The sequence below is a fragment of the Methanosarcina soligelidi genome (assembly GCF_000744315.1).
GTDB classification, from domain to species: domain Archaea; phylum Halobacteriota; class Methanosarcinia; order Methanosarcinales; family Methanosarcinaceae; genus Methanosarcina; species Methanosarcina mazei.
This window is the reverse complement of record NZ_JQLR01000001.1, coordinates 1,691,089-1,707,469: the sequence shown is the minus strand read 5'-3', so window position 1 is coordinate 1,707,469 and position 16,381 is coordinate 1,691,089. Positions and strand designations below refer to the sequence as shown.

The 16,381-nt window shown below is 45.6% G+C and carries 11 protein-coding genes and 3 rRNA genes; 6 read left to right on the top strand and 8 right to left on the bottom strand.

The genetic code is table 11. The features are described 5' to 3' along the window. Positions 1-59 precede the first annotated feature (59 nt). Positions 60-2,039, bottom strand: coding sequence for an amylo-alpha-1,6-glucosidase (locus tag M886_RS07515; RefSeq protein ID WP_048050966.1), 1,980 nt, complete (start codon positions 2,037-2,039; stop codon positions 60-62). A gap of 161 nt (positions 2,040-2,200) precedes the next feature. Between M886_RS07515 and M886_RS07510 the strand changes: the two genes are divergently transcribed. The 3 genes from M886_RS07510 (at position 2,201) to M886_RS07500 (ending at position 4,392) form a co-directional block, all read left to right on the top strand. Beyond that, the gene (locus tag M886_RS07510) at positions 2,201-3,340 is read left to right on the top strand and encodes a hypothetical protein (protein WP_048050965.1); all 1,140 of its coding nucleotides are present in this window, start codon (positions 2,201-2,203) and stop codon (positions 3,338-3,340) included. A 290-nt stretch (positions 3,341-3,630) separates the two neighbouring features. Next, positions 3,631-3,951 (top strand): HesB/IscA family protein, encoded by a 321-nt coding sequence (locus tag M886_RS07505; protein ID WP_048050964.1) that lies wholly within the window; start codon positions 3,631-3,633, stop codon positions 3,949-3,951. Between the two features lie 78 nt (positions 3,952-4,029). After that, positions 4,030-4,392, top strand: a complete 363-nt coding sequence (locus tag M886_RS07500) for a nascent polypeptide-associated complex protein (protein WP_011033947.1) — start codon at positions 4,030-4,032, stop codon at positions 4,390-4,392. Between the two features lie 677 nt (positions 4,393-5,069). Here M886_RS07500 and rrf read toward each other — a convergent pair. The 3 genes from rrf to M886_RS07480 all read right to left on the bottom strand — a co-directional run bounded on the left by rrf (position 5,070) and on the right by M886_RS07480 (position 9,854). After that, positions 5,070-5,191 (bottom strand): 5S ribosomal RNA (rrf, locus tag M886_RS07490). Between the two features lie 76 nt (positions 5,192-5,267). After that, positions 5,268-8,174 (bottom strand): 23S ribosomal RNA (locus M886_RS07485). A 205-nt stretch (positions 8,175-8,379) separates the two neighbouring features. Then, positions 8,380-9,854 (bottom strand): 16S ribosomal RNA (locus tag M886_RS07480). The 16S, 23S and 5S rRNA genes sit together here, the layout of an rRNA operon. Before the next feature lie 839 nt (positions 9,855-10,693). Here M886_RS07480 and eif1A point away from each other — a divergent pair. From eif1A to M886_RS07465, 3 genes are read left to right on the top strand one after another with little or no spacing between them, the layout of a single operon-like run. Further along, positions 10,694-11,029 (top strand): translation initiation factor eIF-1A, encoded by a 336-nt coding sequence (gene eif1A, locus M886_RS07475; RefSeq protein ID WP_080929504.1) that lies wholly within the window; start codon positions 10,694-10,696, stop codon positions 11,027-11,029. 2 nt (positions 11,030-11,031) lie between these two features. Beyond that, entirely contained in the window at positions 11,032-11,820 is a 789-nt protein-coding gene (locus tag M886_RS07470) for a serine protein kinase RIO (protein ID WP_011033945.1), read from the top strand. Continuing rightward, positions 11,817-12,365 (top strand): KH domain-containing protein, encoded by a 549-nt coding sequence (locus tag M886_RS07465; RefSeq protein WP_011033944.1) that lies wholly within the window; start codon positions 11,817-11,819, stop codon positions 12,363-12,365. Before M886_RS07470 ends, M886_RS07465 begins: the two co-directional genes overlap by 4 nt. A gap of 57 nt (positions 12,366-12,422) precedes the next feature. Here M886_RS07465 and M886_RS07460 read toward each other — a convergent pair whose 3' ends face one another. The 4 genes from M886_RS07460 to pstA all read right to left on the bottom strand — a co-directional run bounded on the left by M886_RS07460 (position 12,423) and on the right by pstA (position 16,329). Then, positions 12,423-13,808 carry a dihydroorotase gene (locus tag M886_RS07460; protein WP_048050962.1) on the bottom strand — a complete coding sequence of 462 codons (1,386 nt, stop codon included), beginning with the start codon at positions 13,806-13,808 and terminating at the stop codon, positions 12,423-12,425. A gap of 155 nt (positions 13,809-13,963) precedes the next feature. Then, entirely contained in the window at positions 13,964-14,614 is a 651-nt protein-coding gene (phoU, locus tag M886_RS07455; protein ID WP_015412261.1) for a phosphate signaling complex protein PhoU, read from the bottom strand. 5 nt (positions 14,615-14,619) lie between these two features. Next, positions 14,620-15,396, bottom strand: a complete 777-nt coding sequence (pstB, locus tag M886_RS07450; RefSeq protein ID WP_048036337.1) for a phosphate ABC transporter ATP-binding protein PstB — start codon at positions 15,394-15,396, stop codon at positions 14,620-14,622. A 75-nt stretch (positions 15,397-15,471) separates the two neighbouring features. Beyond that, on the bottom strand, positions 15,472-16,329 hold the full coding sequence (gene pstA / locus M886_RS07445; RefSeq protein ID WP_048040870.1) for a phosphate ABC transporter permease PstA: 858 nt from the start codon (positions 16,327-16,329) through the stop codon (positions 15,472-15,474). Positions 16,330-16,381: the final 52 nt, after the last annotated feature.

Sequence of the window (16,381 nt, the reverse complement as noted above, 5' to 3'; positions counted from 1 at the left end):
AATGGATTTTTGTAAAAAACCGGAAAAACTATTTAAAAAAGGTGATTAAAGCTTATTTTTTAAGGTTTGATCCCCAGGACATCCTCAACATATGCCCTTAAAATTTCTGCAACACTCCATGCCTGGGCAATGCAGCCTCCAGGAGAATGGGGGAAGTCGCCATCAAACACTTCTGAAATCGTCCCTATGCCTGCGGTCTCAAGGTGCGAATCAAATCCCTGAAGCAGGGCACGCATATCCTCAAGGCTCTTTTTTGAATAGTTATGCACTTTCCTGTACGCCTTAACATAAGGTCCAAGGAGCCATGGCCAGACTGTCCCGTTGTGGTAAGCTGAGTCCCTGCTTTCGGATCCTCCCCTGTAAAGTCCTATGTAAGAAGGATCGTCCAATGAAAGTGTCCTGAGCCCGAAAGGTGTCAGCAAATCTTCCTCCACTCTATCCACAATAGCTTTCTCTTTTTCAGGGGAGAGCATTGTGTAGGGTAGAGAGACTGCAAAAATCTGGTTTGGACGAATTGAAGAGTCCTTGATCTGATTTCCAGCCTTGTCTTCAGACACTATATCATAGAGACAGTTATTTTCAGGATTCCAGAAAACTCTTTCAAAGCTGGAAGCTGCTCCGGCTGCAAGAGTTTCGTATGAAGACGTATCTCTCCCCAGCAGGTCTCCCAGTCTGCAAGCAGTCCTGAGAGCATTATACCACAGGGCATTGATTTCACAGGCTTTGCCTGCTCTCGGAGTTACAGGGATGTCGTTTACTTTAGCATCCATCCAGGTCAGCTGAGGGCCCTGCCTGATAAGATAATCAGAATCCATCCCAATCCCGAAATCCGTGCCTTTACTATAATTATCTATTATATCTTCCACAGTTCCCCAGATATCCGAGAGGAAGAGCAGGTCTTCCGTATATGCAAAATAACGGCTCAGGGAATGAATAAACCAGAGAGATGCATCTACAGTATTATAGACAGGCTCTCCTCCGAAAGCCGGGAAATTATTGGGGATCAGGCCTCGCCTGCAGTTACTGGAAAAATTTTTAAGGATGGATTTGGCATCCTCAAAACGGCGGGGGATCAAAACAAGCCCTGGAAAAGAGATCATTACATCCCTGCCCCAATCTGAAAACCAGGGATAACCTGCAATTATTGTTTTTTCGCCGGTCAGGGGGTGTTTTACAATAAAAGGGTCAGTAGCTCTGAGAAGTTTGAGGGCAAAAGGTTCGGTAAGCCTTGAATTAAAAGCAAAAAGGTTCTGTCTATAAACCTCCCTGGTATAGAGTTCTTCAGCTTTTTCAAGAGTAAGGGAGGATATATTTTCAGTTGAAGCGGCAATAAAGAAATAAGATGTTCCCATTTTAAGTCTGCTTTCGAAATAGCCCGGATTGAAATGATCCTCTCTGAATGCAAGCCCCCGATCTTTTTCTATATCATATTCAAAGTTATAATACCATTTTGGGTCAGCATGATACTGGAGATTGGATGAAAGCCAGAAAGTAAAACCATTTGAGCTTTCCAGTTTGGTTCCGTCAGTTTCAGCTTTCTGGGAAAAAGAGAGGTCTCCGGAACGTGTAGTTCCGTGAAAACTTCTTGCGTTGACAAGGGGAGAGATCCTGAGCAAAGCACCTTCTTTACGGCACCTGACCTCATAAAGGATACATGTAGTATTACTGTTATGTACCATGAAAATTTTCTTTTTTACAGTGAAGTCCCCGGGCTGGTAGACCCAGAGAGGGGCAGGTGCAAGAATAAACTTGGTAAGAGAGGTGAATCCTTCGGGATAAACCGTACCCGGGTATTTATGGGTTGCAAGCGGGTAGATCTCTTCATTAAGGGAAATCTCTTCATCCAAGGAGGAGAGCAGTAAAACCCTGCCAGGGGAATCAGGAGGAGCCGCAACAAGAAGTCCATGGTAAGTCCTTGCCCCGGCTCCAATGACCGTCGATGAAGCGTATCCACCAATACCGTTACCTATAATCCATTCTCTTTTTATGCCTTCTTCATAGGTATGAAACGAATCTCTTCCAAGCCGTATCCCACTCATAAATACCTGATTAGGATTTGATTTCTTATATAGTTGTACATTTAGAAGGGAGGGGTTTAAACGGAGAAAGAAGCATACGGTATAATAAGTTTTAAGATAATTATATTTTAATTGTAAACATAAACTATTTTAGCTGTGCAGGACATAAGAAAGTGAGAATCATGAAGCAAGACCTTTTAGAACTCCTTATTGATATTTTCAAATCATCCGGATACAATGTCATAATATCCAGCCAGTATGACATCCTTGTGGAGAAAAACGGACATAAGGCTTATGTCATGTGTGCCCTGAGTCCAGATTACGAAGAAATAAAATCTTTTTCTGAAAAGATAAAGGGTTGCACTGGAATTTATGTCATAACCCAGAAGACTTCAGGAGAACTTGATGATTACGCAGCCGAGCTCGGGATATACATATGGGACAGGGATGAACTGGCTCTCCAGATCGGAAGGGCGGTTCTGACAAATATGGAAAGAAAATCAAGGAACTGTCAAACAGAATCTGAATTGCCCTCCAGGGAATGCCAGAATAATGTAAGTCCTACCTCTGAATCTGCCAGAGATAACTGGAAAGAAAGCTTCGAACAGGAGCCCTGTTCAGGCGGGGGACTTGTGCCTCTACAGGAATTATCAGGGGGAACAGAAAGAGTCTCTTTTGAGTCAAGGATCCGGTCTCCGGTTCAGGAGAGGAAACCCTTAAAGAGAATAGAGGACGATGAAACTCCGGGAGCTGAAGAGTATGAGACGCTGAATATCCAGTCCGTAGAACCCAGAATTTCTAAAGATCAGGCTATTATTATTGCAAAACCCTATCTTATCGGCCCTAAAGATGCGATCTTAAAATTCGTTCCCTTCTGGATGTATTCTTACAGCGTGGAAGCAGAAAAACGGTTCAGGTCAAAGGTTGTGAATATTACAGGGGAAGGAAAAGGTTTTCTTAATGCCCTGAACAAGTCAAAAGAAAATATGGATATAGAAGGGCTTGGGACCCCCACCAGAATTCCGGCAGTGCAGTATGAGGTAAAAAGACCGAATGTAGATAAAAAGCAGGCAGAGAAGATTCTTCTGGATTTTATTATACAGGAAAATACACGTGAGATGCGCTTTAATAACCTGGAAGGGCAGGCAGTTATCTATGAGCAAAAGAATATTAGCCCGAGAGCTGATGAAGTCGAACTTAATATGGATCTTGTTTATGTTCCAGTATGGGAAGTGAAGGGAAAAAGAAATTCTCTTGAAATTAACGCTTATAATGCCAGCATTCTCGAAGAGCCTGTGGATGAAGATGCTGAATTTGTGTAAAGGAATTCCCGGAAAAAAATATCAGAAGAAAAATATATAATATAGAAAATATATTTACATATTGGAGAAAAAAGGGCTTTCATTAAAAGATCCTCATCTGCCCTTCAAGACTCCTTAATAAGGCTTTTTCAGGGGAAAAAGGGTGTCATCTCACATAAGCATTATATGTTTTGGATGCAAGATTATATAACTCTTGGGAGTTATCTGTAAGCTGTAACGGATGGCATTCTTTAGAAATTAAAGATCTTCAAGTTCTAAATTTACCAAAATGAAAAAAGAGGTGCATATAAATGATCGAAGTAACAGAAAAAGCTGCAGTAGAACTGAAAGCACTGCTGGAACAGGAAGGCAAGCCTGACCTTGCGCTCAGAATCTTTGTTGCTGGAGTAGCCTGCAGTGGAGTACAGTATGGACTGGCCCTCGACGAAGAAGTTAAAGAAGACGACGTCACCATGGAAAGCAATGGAATAAAGCTTGTAATGGCAAAAGATATCGAGAGAAACTTCTCTGAAGGCAGCATTGATTACATAGAAGACGAAAACGGAAAAGGTTTCCTTATCCGCAACCCCAACGCCGGCGGCGGATGTGGCACCTGTGGTGGCTGCCATTAAATAAGTTAACTGCTCTGAATGCTAAATACCCGAGCCTGAAGAAGCAAATAAGAAATAAAACAAAGGAGAATAAAATCTATGTTTCCAGGAATGGGAGGCGTGGGTGGTCGGGGGATGAACCCGGCTAAAATGAAGCAGATGATGAAGCAGATGGGGATTGATGTTAAGGAACTGAAGGATGTTGAAGAGGTTGTTATAAAGACAGCAGACTCTAACATAGTTATTGAGAATGCAAACGTCACTATAATGACAGTCCAGGGTTCGGAAACATATCAGATCGTAGGCGATGTAAAGGAAGTCCCAAAATCTCTGGAAATCCCTGCTGAAGACATCAAACTCGTAATGGAGCAGACAGGCGTCTCTGAAGAAGAAGCCAGGAATGCTCTGAAGAACTCAAATGGAGATCTGGCAGAAGCCATTGTGGCACTTTCTTCTGCCTGATTCCTTTTCTTCATTTTACAACTATTTACCTTGAATTTAAAGATAAATTATAAAGATAAATTAAAGTGGAATAATTTTATAGATTTAATACTTTTTTAAAGGTCTCATTTTAATGAGAATCCAATATAAATCTCATATTTTATCAATTACTTTCTTCTCTTCGGAGCCATCCTCAGATCCTGAAAGATCCACCAGAGACTCTGACATTTGAGGGCACTTTAACATAGGAGAAATAATGAAAAAGATCTTTTGTATGTACTTATTCTTTAAGTGCTTATAATATAAAAATTTGTATGAAGTATATAAAAAATAGATTACAGAGTTCACATTTTTTTTGCAGAACTTCAGTATGTATACTACAAAGCTGATCCCGAAACTCAATGTTGAGACTCTAAACTCCGTATGCTGAATAACCAATAGAGTTTCAGATCATGGAAAATATTTTTGAAACTTTGCTAATTTTGAGGTAAAATTGGTTTTGGGACGAACTCACAGAACAGAGAACAACAAGATTGAAGAAGTAGAAAGAAAACTAGAAAGAGATTAAAGAAATTTCAAAAAATAAAACAATATCGGAATACAACATAAGAGTACAATTTCAAAAAATCATTCAAAAAGACAATATTAGAAAAAACAATTTCAAAAATCGGTTTTAAAATTAAAGTATTATAAGGTGAGCTTGGCAGCGATCCAGAGTTCCCGAAGGCTCGCACACTTCAGTACAGTAAGGAACGCGGGCAGGCTTATCTTCTGTGTTCGGGATGGGTACAGGAGTTGCCCTGCCGCTATGGCCGCCAAACTCAACCTATAAAAAGGATAGGGGAATATGAAAGTCGTGTTTAGTGCTGCATACTGAATTTCGCCTGGACCTGAATTAGGGAAAGGAACGGATAGTTAGTGAACGCGGACTGAACACCTCGTTGCCTTGGTGCTTACATCCCGTTTCTATCAAACCGGTCTTCTACCGGAATCCTTAAAAAGGTCTCTTTTTAGGTCAGATTTCGAGCTTAGATGCATTCAGCTCTTATTCCTTAGCGCGTAGCTGCCCGGCGATGCCTTGTCAGACAACCGGTACACCAGTGGCGCCGCTGCTTGGTTCCTCTCGTACTAAAAGCAGCTTACCCGCAGACCTCGTGCACCTCTAGTAGATAGTAACCGACCTGTCTCACGACGGTCTAAACCCAGCTCACGATCTCCTTTAATAGGCGAACAACCTCACCCTTGGCCGCTGCTGCACGGCCAGGATGGAAAGAACCGACATCGAGGTAGCAAGCTGCCGGGTCGATATGTACTCTTGCCGGCAACGACTCAATTATCCCCGGGGTAACTTTTCTGTCATTTTTGGCCCCCACCAAGGAGGCTCAAAAGTTCGCTAGAACCGACTTTCGTCTCGTCATCCACTGCTGTGCTGAATAACGTCAGGCTGACTTATGCTCTTGCACTCTTCAGTGAGTTTCCGACCCACTTGAGTCAACCATTGCGCGCCCTTGATATCTTTTCAAGGGCGTCCCGCCCCAGGCAAACTGCCCACCTATCGGGGTCCTCTTCGCAGAGTTAGGGTCGTAGTCCCAGAAGGGTAGTGTCCCAATTGTGGCTCCACGCATGCTGGCGCACACGCTTCGATGCCTCCTACCTACTCTGTACATCCAGAACCACAACCCAGCGACAGGCTGCAGTAAAGCTCCACGGGGTCTTCACTTCCCCCTAGAGGTCTCTAGACTGTGCACTAGAATGTAAGCTTCACCGGATTCCAGTTAGGGACAGTAGGGCTCTCATTGATCCATTCATGCAAGTCGCCAATTAAGCGACAAGGTACTACGCTACCTTAAGAGGGTCATAGTTACCCCCGCTGTTTACAGGCCCTTCTTCCCGTTGAACCGGGGTTTCAGGTACCTGCACTGAGCAGGATTCAGAGATTGTACTAGCCCTTACGGGTTTGCAATCTCCTATGTTGGTATTAGACAGTTAGAGCCCCCTGGTCACTGCGACCTGCTGTCTTCACAGCAGGCACTCCTTATCCCGAAGTTACGGAGCTAATTTGCCGAATTCCCTTAACTGAAGTACTCCGACACGCCTTAGCCTTTTCAGCTAGGGGCACCTGTGTCAGTTCTCGGTACGGACATTTAGCTGCCTTTTCACGGGTCCCTGGGTGCAGCCGACTTGAGCCATTACAGATTCGCCCGATTCTCGCCATTACGGCTCTCCACGGGATTCGCTGCTTAGACGGCGCGACGGCGCCGCTCGGCCTGCCCTGAGACGTCAGACTCAGTGCTAAATGGTACAGGAATATTAACCTGTTTCCCTTTTGGCGTACTCGAATTACGGTACGTCTTAGGACCGACTAACCCTCGGCTGACGAACATTGCCGAGGAAACCTGGCCCCTTCGGCGGCAGGGATTCTCACCCTGCTATGCTGCTACTATTACCAGGATTTTCGTTTGTGAACGGTCCACAGGACTTCACAGCCCTGCTTCAGCCCGAACACAACGCCTTCCTACGAGATTACCTTACGGTACTCCGTGGTATCGGTGGTCGACTTGAGCCCCGTCAATTTTCGGGGCCCCAAACCTCGACTGGTGAGCTGTTACGCACTCTTTGAAGGGTAGCTGCTTCTAAGCTAACCTTCCAGCTGTCTTGGGCTTGGGACGCCCTTTAGTGTTTACACTTAGTCGACACTTGGGGACCTTAACCACGGGCTGGGTTGTCTCCCTTACGGACTACAAGCTTACCCCAGCAGTCCGGACTCCGACTATCTTTGATGACAGTGGGTTTGGAGTTTGACAAGCGGGCGAGGGGTTTCCCCCCCGGAACCGCCAATCAGTGCTCTACTCCACCGACAATCTCCAGTCAGGTCATGCTGCGACATGTTTCGGAAGGAACCAGCGGATGCCGGGTTAGATTAGCATTTCACTACGAGACGCAGGTCACACGAATGATTTGCAGATCAATACCGCTTGCGGTCCTCCACGTAGCTTTCGCCACGCTTCAACCTGCCCACGCCTAGATCACCCGGCTTCGGGTCGTACCCCGATGACTCCACGCACTTGTATACGTCGTGCCTCACCCGTAAGGGTTGCGCACATGTTGCTTTCGCTTCGGCTGCCCAATTAAAAGGTTAGCCATTGCCATCAAGATACACTCCCTGGCCCGTTCTTCAAAACGTAAGATACGACACTGGCAGTGATATTCGTACAACACTCTCGCGAGTGGTTCCTTCATATCAAAGATCCTTTCATGCCGTATCGTTCCATCACTATCAGGTTTCAGGCACTTTGCACCTCCCTTCTCGGGGTACTTTTCAGCGTTCGGTCACCCTACTATTTCGCTATCGGTCTCAAGGAGTATTTAGTTTTGGAGGTTGGTGCCCCCCGGATTCCCGCACGATATCCGACGCACGGTACTCAGGGACATGTTCCCGTCTTCTGGCTTACACCTACGTGACTGTCACACTCTATGGTCTGCCGTTCCAGGCAAGTTTGGTTTTGCCGCGAGACTTTTGAACAGCCCTACAACACCACATTTCCCCGAAGGGATTCGGTTTGAACTGTGCCGGTTTCACTCGCCGTTACTTACGGCATCTCGTTTGATTTCTTTTCCAGCTCCTACTGAGATGTTTCAATTCGGAGCGTTCCCGATCATGACTGATCACTATGGAGAGGTCCCATTCGGAGATCCCGGGTTCATTGGATCCATGCACCTACCCCGGGCTTATCGCAGCTTGGCACGTCCTTCGTCAGCTCTTGAGCCGAGCCATCCACCTGATAGCATAATTCCTGTATACCTAACCAGGTCCAGTTAGCGTTCAATATACAGCACCTATACACGACTTCATGTGCCTGCGGTTCCGCGCAGGCTATCCATCCTTCCCCGAAAATTTACTTTCCGGGTGCACCTGATGATTTGTGAGATTAATGGAGAAATCTTATCGATTTCTGGTTTGAGGATTTGTTCGGTTTATCGGCATCTGGGTGACATTGTTTTATGCTTAGGAGGTGATCCAGCCGCAGATTCCCCTACGGCTACCTTGTTACGACTTAACCCCCCTTGCAAAGCACAGGTTCGAACACGGCACAGAGTCCGTGCCCTCACCCATACCTCACTCGGGTGGTTTGACGGGCGGTGTGTGCAAGGAGCAGGGACGTATTCACCGCGCTATATTGAAACGCGATTACTACGGATTCCAGCTTCACGAGGGCGAGTTACAGCCCTCGATCCGAACTACGAATGGGTTTGTGAGATTACCAGCCCTTTTCAGGGGAGGGACCCATTGTCCCATCCATTGTAGCCCGCGTGTAGCCCGGGAGATTCGGGGCATACTGACCTACCGTGGCCCGCACCTTCCTCCGATTTAACATCGGCGGTCCCCACAGAGTACCCATCGTCCCGGAGGACATGCTGGTAACAGTGGGCACGGGTCTCGCTCGTTGCCTGACTTAACAGGATGCTTCACAGTACGAACTGGCGACGGCCATGCACCTCCTCTCAGCGATTCAGGCAAAGTCTTCAGCTTGGCCTACATATTGCTGTCGCCCCCGGTGAGTTGTCCGGCGTTGAGTCCAATTAAACCGCAGGCTCCACCCGTTGTTGTGCTCCCCCGCCAATTCCTTTAAGTTTCAGCCTTGCGGCCGTACTTCCCAGGTGGCTCGCTTCACGGCTTCCCTGCGGCACCAGACACGGTCGCGCCATGCCTGACACCTAGCGAGCATCGTTTACGGCTGGGACTACCCGGGTATCTAATCCGGTTCGTGCCCCCAGCTTTCGTCCCTCACCGTCGAACCCGTTCTGGTAAGACGCCTTCGCCACAGGTGGTCCCACAGGGATTACAAGATTTCACTCCTACCCCTGTAGTACCTCTTACCTCTCCCGGTTCCAAGTCTGGCAGTATCCCCCGAAAGCCTAATAGTTGAGCTATCAGATTTCCCGGAGGACTGACCAAACCGGCTACGGACCCTTTAGACCCAATAATCACGATCACCACTCGGGCCGCCGGTGTTACCGCGGCGGCTGGCACCGGTCTTGCCCGGCCCTTGCTAACGGATGTATTTTACACATCCGGACAGCCAGCATATGATGCTGGCACTCGGTGTCCCCTTATCACGGTTTCCCGCATTGTAAAGTTTTCGCGCCTGCTGCGCCCCGTAGGGCCTGGATTCATGTCTCAGAATCCATCTCCGGGCTCTTGCTCTCACAACCCGTACCCGTCGCTGGCTAGTAGGTACATTACACCCACTACTACCTGATAGGCCGCAGACCCATCCTTGGGCAGACGAATCCTTTTGACGCATAAAGCATTCCAGCAAATATGCGTTATCCGGAATTATCCCCAGTTTCCCGGGGTTATGCCGGTCCCAAGGGCAGGTTATCCACGTGTTACTGAGCAGTACGCCATGTATTGCTACATATGACTCGCATGGCTTAGGCGAACACCGATAGCAGTAACCTCTGGCAGGATCAACCAGAATTGTTATTGTATCGCACACTTCAAAATTAAAGGTCTTGGTCGCAGAAACTTGCACTAACAACTATCAATTCAGTTAGTTCATGTCGCGATAAATGTAGTATAACAAATATCACCCAGAATTAACCGAACCGACAAATCCTCGTCAGTCAGGAAACAACTCCTGACTCCATTTTTAATGAGTAGTAATCTGCATTTATGATGCAGGAAGTTATAGTTACGCACTCATAGTATTTAAAGGTATCGAACCCCCTGTTTGACAGGAGGGATCATAACCGATCACCATGAGAGAAAAACATCTAGCATGTGATTGAAACCACACTAGAGCAAACTTAGTGTTTGCGCATCCATTGTATTTAAAGATATCCATTCCCTCTTGAAAAAGAAGAAATATCAAACTTTTAGACAATGAGAAAACCAGCCTGCACAAAGACATTCATGCTTTGACTGGAAACACATATACATAAGTTTTAGTATATAAAGCTTGTTATTCAGAGAACTTTGTAAAGAAAAAGGATCATAACAGACTATGATATTTTGCTTTTTCAATTCCTGAATTCCCACTCTTGAATTGATAATTCGAGAGCAGCGCACGCTTGTTTTGCGCGTGAGACATACAAAGGAACATCCAGTATATATATCTATCGCTCGGTGCATTACTTGGAAAAAAATAATAAGAAGAAGAGATTAAAGAATAACAGAAAAGCGCAGCATTAAAATAACAACAGGAAATTGAAAGCTGCACGACGAATAACCTTAAAACCCGAAAAAAGAGATATAGGGATATTTAAGGATATAAAAATAAAAGATGAAATAATAATTACAAATTACATGTAATGAGGTATCACACTGGCAGACTTAAAGAAACCTACATCAAGAGCCTCTCCCAGCACAGAAGAGACCGTGACAAGAGTGCGCACTCCGCGCAGGGAAAACAACGAAATCCTGGCAACTGTAGAAAGTCTCCTTGGTGCAAACAGGCTCAGACTCCGCTGTATGGATGGAGTCGTCCGTATGGGAAGAATTCCGGGGTCAATGAAGAAAAAGACATGGATTAGAGAAGGAGACGTCGTCATTGCCGTGCCCTGGGAATTCCAGAATGAAAAAGCAGATGTGATCTGGAAATACACAAGACCGCAGGTAGACTGGCTTGAAAGAAAAGGATACCTTAAAGGATAAACATGAGCAGGGATCTGGAAGAGAAAGTAAAGCGCATTGACAGTGCTACAGACAAAGCCCGGGCAAGAGAAAAAGACTCTGATCGGCTGAAGGTGGAAGAGAATGTATTTGATGTTCCCACCCTTAAAATCCTTTATACACTTTCAAATAAAGGGATAATAAAAGCAATGGGAGGAGCCATCAGTACTGGGAAGGAAGCAAATGTTTTCTATGCAGAAGGCGATGAAAAAGAACTGGCAATAAAGATATACAGGATGGCCAGCAGCACTTTCAAGGCAATGGATGCCTATATTATGAAAGACCCCCGCTTCACGAACATTCGAAACAACAGGCGAGATATCATTTTTGCATGGACGCGCAAGGAACTGCAGAACCTGAAGCGTGCAAAGAGCGCAGGCGTAAGGGTGCCTGAACCAATAGTTGCTGAAAAGAATGTCCTTATTATGGAATTCATGGGAGAAGAAAAGAAACCCTATCCCCTGTTGAAGAACACTCCTCTGGAAGATGATGAGGCAAAGCTTGTTTATAACAAAATCGTTGAATACATGCATCTCCTTTATAAAGAAGCAAACCTTGTGCATGCTGACCTGAGTGAATATAACATTCTCATTGACCCGGCAGATAAGACCCCGGTCTTTATTGATATGGGGCAGTCCGTAACCCTGGAACATCCCAATGCAAGAGAGTTTCTCTACAGAGACGTGCTAAATATACTCAGGTTCTTTGGCCGCTATGGGATCACGGACAAACCTGAAGAACTGCTTTCAAAAATACAGGCGGAAACAACATGACTCAGTATGTCAAAATCCCCAGAGAAAGAATAGGAGTAATCATCGGTCCTAAAGGAGAAATAAAAAAACTCATAGAGGACAAAACCACATGCCAGCTGGAAATAGAGAGTGATAGCGGAAAAATCGATGTTACCTGCGAGGGAGACCCTTTAAAAGAATTCAGGGTCCTTGAAACCATCAAAGCTATTGGAAGAGGTTTCAGCCCGGAAAAAGCTCTTGAAATCCTTGATGATGAGATGCTCATGCTTGAAGTGATTGACCTTTCAGATGTTGCCACAACTCCAAAAGAGCTCCAGCGCATAAAAGGAAGGATTATCGGAAGGAACGGGCGGACCAGAGAGCTTGCGGAAAGCCTGATAAATGTCAAGATCTCGGTATACGGAAAAACCGTATCCGTACTCGGCTACCCCGAACAGAACACCATAATACGGACAGCAATAAAGATGCTGCTCGATGGAGCCACTCACGGCGCGGTCTACAAATTCCTTGAAAAAAAACATCAGGAACTTCTGCACTCGCAGCTGGACTCGGTAGACTTTTACTAAAAAAAGAAAGACCATTACAATAATTAATTAAAAAAGGAGAGTTCCGGAATCTTATTCTTATCCGGCCTCTTCTTCATCTTCTTCTGACATTTTTCCTCTGCCTTCAAGGAATTTACCTCTTCCGGGTTTTGCATTAATGGATTCTTCCATCCAGATAACCTCGCCTCTCGACAGAGTATATTCCGGAAAAACCGCATCAATGCCTTCGAAAGGGGTCCATCCCGCCTTGCTGTGAAGCATATCAGCTCTTACAGGCTGGAGGTTTCGAGGGTCCACAATCATAAGATCTGCATCATAACTCACCTCAAGTTTTCCTTTTCCCAGAAGGTCCAGCCCGAAAGCTCTTGCAGGATTCCAGCTTGTGAGCATTATCATCTTTGCAAGTGGCAGGATGTTTTTCCGGACTGCTGCAAGCATAAGAGGCATAAGAGTTTCAACCCCCGGCACTCCGGACGGAGCAGCCCGGATATCAGGGCCCTTTTCAGATTCAAGGTGAGGAGCGTGGTCCGAGGCTACCATATCAATAGTCCCGTCATTCAGCCCGTTTACAAGCGCCTTGATGCTGTGGCTCCCCCTGAGAGGAGGATTCATTTTGCCAAAAACCCCGAGCCTCTCCCAGTCCCTTGTGGAAAGAAAGAGGTGATGAGGAGTGACCTCGCACGTAAAAAGAGGTTCCTTATTTTCTCTTTTTGCAAGATACTTTTCCTTTCGGATCATCCCCACAGCTTCAAGTGTGCTCAGGTGGCAGAAATGTGCCTTTACTCCAAGCCTGGAAATAATCTCAAGCGCACACTGGACAGCAGATGCCTCGCACGCATTCGGGCGTACCTTCGAATGATAGTCACAGGAAACATCCCCTTTCAGCAGCTGCTCCAGTTCAAGCCGCATCTTTTCATCCTCAGCATGGATCGTGGCAAGGGCTCCGAGTCTTTTGATCTCAGCCAGGGCTTCTTCAAAATCTTCTTCTTTGATATTAAGCCCGCCCGTAGACTCAGCCATGAAAATCTCTCCAAAAGCTGTAACCCCCAGCCTCCAGAGTTCTTTGAGCTTCTCTATATTCCCTGTTACTCCGCCATTGATCCCGAAGTCTACTATGGACTTCTTCCTGGCAAGCTCAAGCTTCTGTTCAAAAGAGCGCCTGTCAGTTGTAGGAGGTATAGTGTTCGGCTGGTCGATAACTGTGGCAATCCCCCCGGCAGCTGCAGCACATGACCCTGTGTACCAGTTCTCTTTCAGGGTCATGCCCGGTTCCCTGAAATGGACGTGAACATCAATTCCTGCTGGCAGAGTGAGTGATCCCTTTGCATCTATCACCATATCCGAACTTGATACCCTGAAATCTTTCCCTATTTTTGTAATCTTGCCGTGCTCAATAATGATTTCTGCAGGCTGGAGAGAATTATTATAGTAAATTCTTGTATTTTTGATATGAATATCAGGCATGGGCGTCTATATGCTTAAAACGTACTTAAAACATACACATGGGCGAAAAATGAGAGCCAGAAACGAAAAGTAAAAAAGGAAAAAAGGAAAAAAAAGGAAAAAGGGAAGAAAAAAGAAACAGGGAAGAAAAAAAGAAATAGGGAAAAAAACCCTTTTCAGTTCAGTTTAATGCGTTCAGCTGTTGCAAGGTAAACAACGCTTTCACAGATATTACAGCAGTGGTCTGAAATCCTTTCAATATAACGAATAAGGAAAAGCAAATATGTGGCTTTGGAAATAACGCTGGTATCCTTTGCCATCATTTCTATCAATTCAACCCAGACTGCATAAAAGAGTTTATCCACCTCTTCATCCCGGGATGCTGCCACTTTTGCAAGCTCAGCATCCTGAGTCTCAAAGGATTTCAGGGAATTTTCAAGCATATATGCTGCAATATCTGCCATTTTTTTCGTATCTATAAGTGGCTTTATGTGGCCGCCTTCGAATTTTCCAGGAATTTTGGCAATATTAATAGAAAGCCCGACTATTCTCCTAAAGTCTGCTGAGATCTTGAGTGCTGACACAACAAGCCTGAGATCACTTGCCATCGGCTGCTGAAGTGCAAGCAGATCAAAAACGGAAGCCTCTATTCTTTCCTCGAGTTTATCCACTTCAGGCTCAAGAGCAAGAGTCTTTCCGGCAAGCTCGACGTCAAGATTTATAACAGCCTCCATTGAGTCTCGAAAAACCAGCTCAGACATTTCCCCGAGGGAAAGTACGGACTCTTTAAGCAGGTCCAGCTGCTGAAGGTATCGTTCTCTGACCATAGTTATCACCCGAACCTGCCAGTGATGTAATCCTCAGTGCTCTTTTCCCTGGGGCTGTGGAAGATTTGCCTTGTCTGACCGAACTCAACAAGTTCTCCCATAAGGAAAAATCCGGTATAATCCGAAATCCTGGCTGCCTGTTGCATATTATGAGTTACGATTACTATTGTATAATCTTTTTTGAGGTTCATAATAAGATCTTCAATCCTTGCAGTAGAAATAGGATCAAGAGCGCTGGTAGGCTCATCGAAGAGGATAATTCCGGGTTTTACCGCCAGAGTCCTTGCAATGCACAGCCTTTGCTGCTGACCGCCGCTTAAAGAAAGAGCAGGAGATTTGAGCCGGTCTGAAGTTTCTTCGAAGAGAGCAGCCGAACGAAGTGCATTCCTGACAACTCCATCAATATCCTTTTTATTTACTCCATGAATACGCGGCCCATATGCAACATTATCGTAAATTGACATAGGGAAGGGGTTGGGCTTCTGAAAAACCATTCCCACCTGTTTTCTCAGCTCAACGACATCAACATCCATTCCGTAAATGTTCTCGTTTTCGATTAAAACTTTGCCTTCTATCCTGCAGTTTTTAACAAGATCATTCATCCTGTTTAAGCAACGGATGAATGTGGATTTGCCGCAGCCGGAGGGCCCTATAAGAGCAGTTACGCTATTTCTGGGTATCTTCAGGGATACATTCTTAAGAGCCTGTTTTTCCCCGTACCAGAGATTAAGGTTTTCTACTGTTATATGCGGCTGAGCTACGTTTTGAACAACTTCAGTCATTTATTGACTCCGATTATTGTGTTAACCTGATAATTATTGAAAATTACAGAAAATATCCTGTTTACCTTAATTGATTCAGATTTTCAATTTCTGCCTGTAATGCCTGCGGATCATAACCGCTATGATGTTTAATCCCAGCACAATCATCAAAAGGACAAGAGCTGTCCCGTATTGAAGGGGCCGGGTCTGGATAATGTTTGTCCCTGAGGTTGCAAGAACAAAAAGATGGTAGGGAAGAGCCATGAACTGGGAATATACAGAGTCAGGCATCCTTGGCAAAAAGTAAGCAGCGCCTGTAAGAAGAATAGGAGCTGTCTCGCCTGCAACCCTTCCTATACTCAGGATCGAGCCCGTAACAATTCCCGGGATTGCAGCAGGCAATACAACGTGCCTTATAGTCTGCCACTTGCTTATTCCGAGTGCGAGTGAAGATTCACGGTATTCATTCGGGACTGCGATAAGGGCTTCCTGAGTGGAACGAATAATTACCGGAAGAATCAGAAGAGAGAGAGTAAGGCAGGCCGACAGCAGAGAAGAACCAAACCCGAAGTACTTAACGAAAAGTGCGAGCCCGAAAAGCCCGAATACGACAGATGGAGTCCCTGCAAGGTTATTGATTGCCATTTCTATGAGCCAGGTAGTGCGGTTTTCTCCTGCATATTCGTTCAGGTAGATAGCAGCCATAATCCCCACAGGAAGAGCTACAGCCATTGATCCCAGAATAAGATAAACAGTGCCTGCAATTGCAGGATAGATTCCACCCTGGGTCATCCTCATCCGGGGCATTTCGGTAAGAAACTCAATGCTGATTGCACTGTAACCATTGTAAATAATATAGGCGAGAATAACAACCACAAACCCGGCTACGGTCATTGCTGAAAGGGTGAGAAGTGAAAAGGCTATTTTTTCGCTTGTTCTTGCATTTAGCCCCATACTCAATCCCCCCTGTACCCGAAGGGATTTATGATCGTTTTCGTTTACTTTT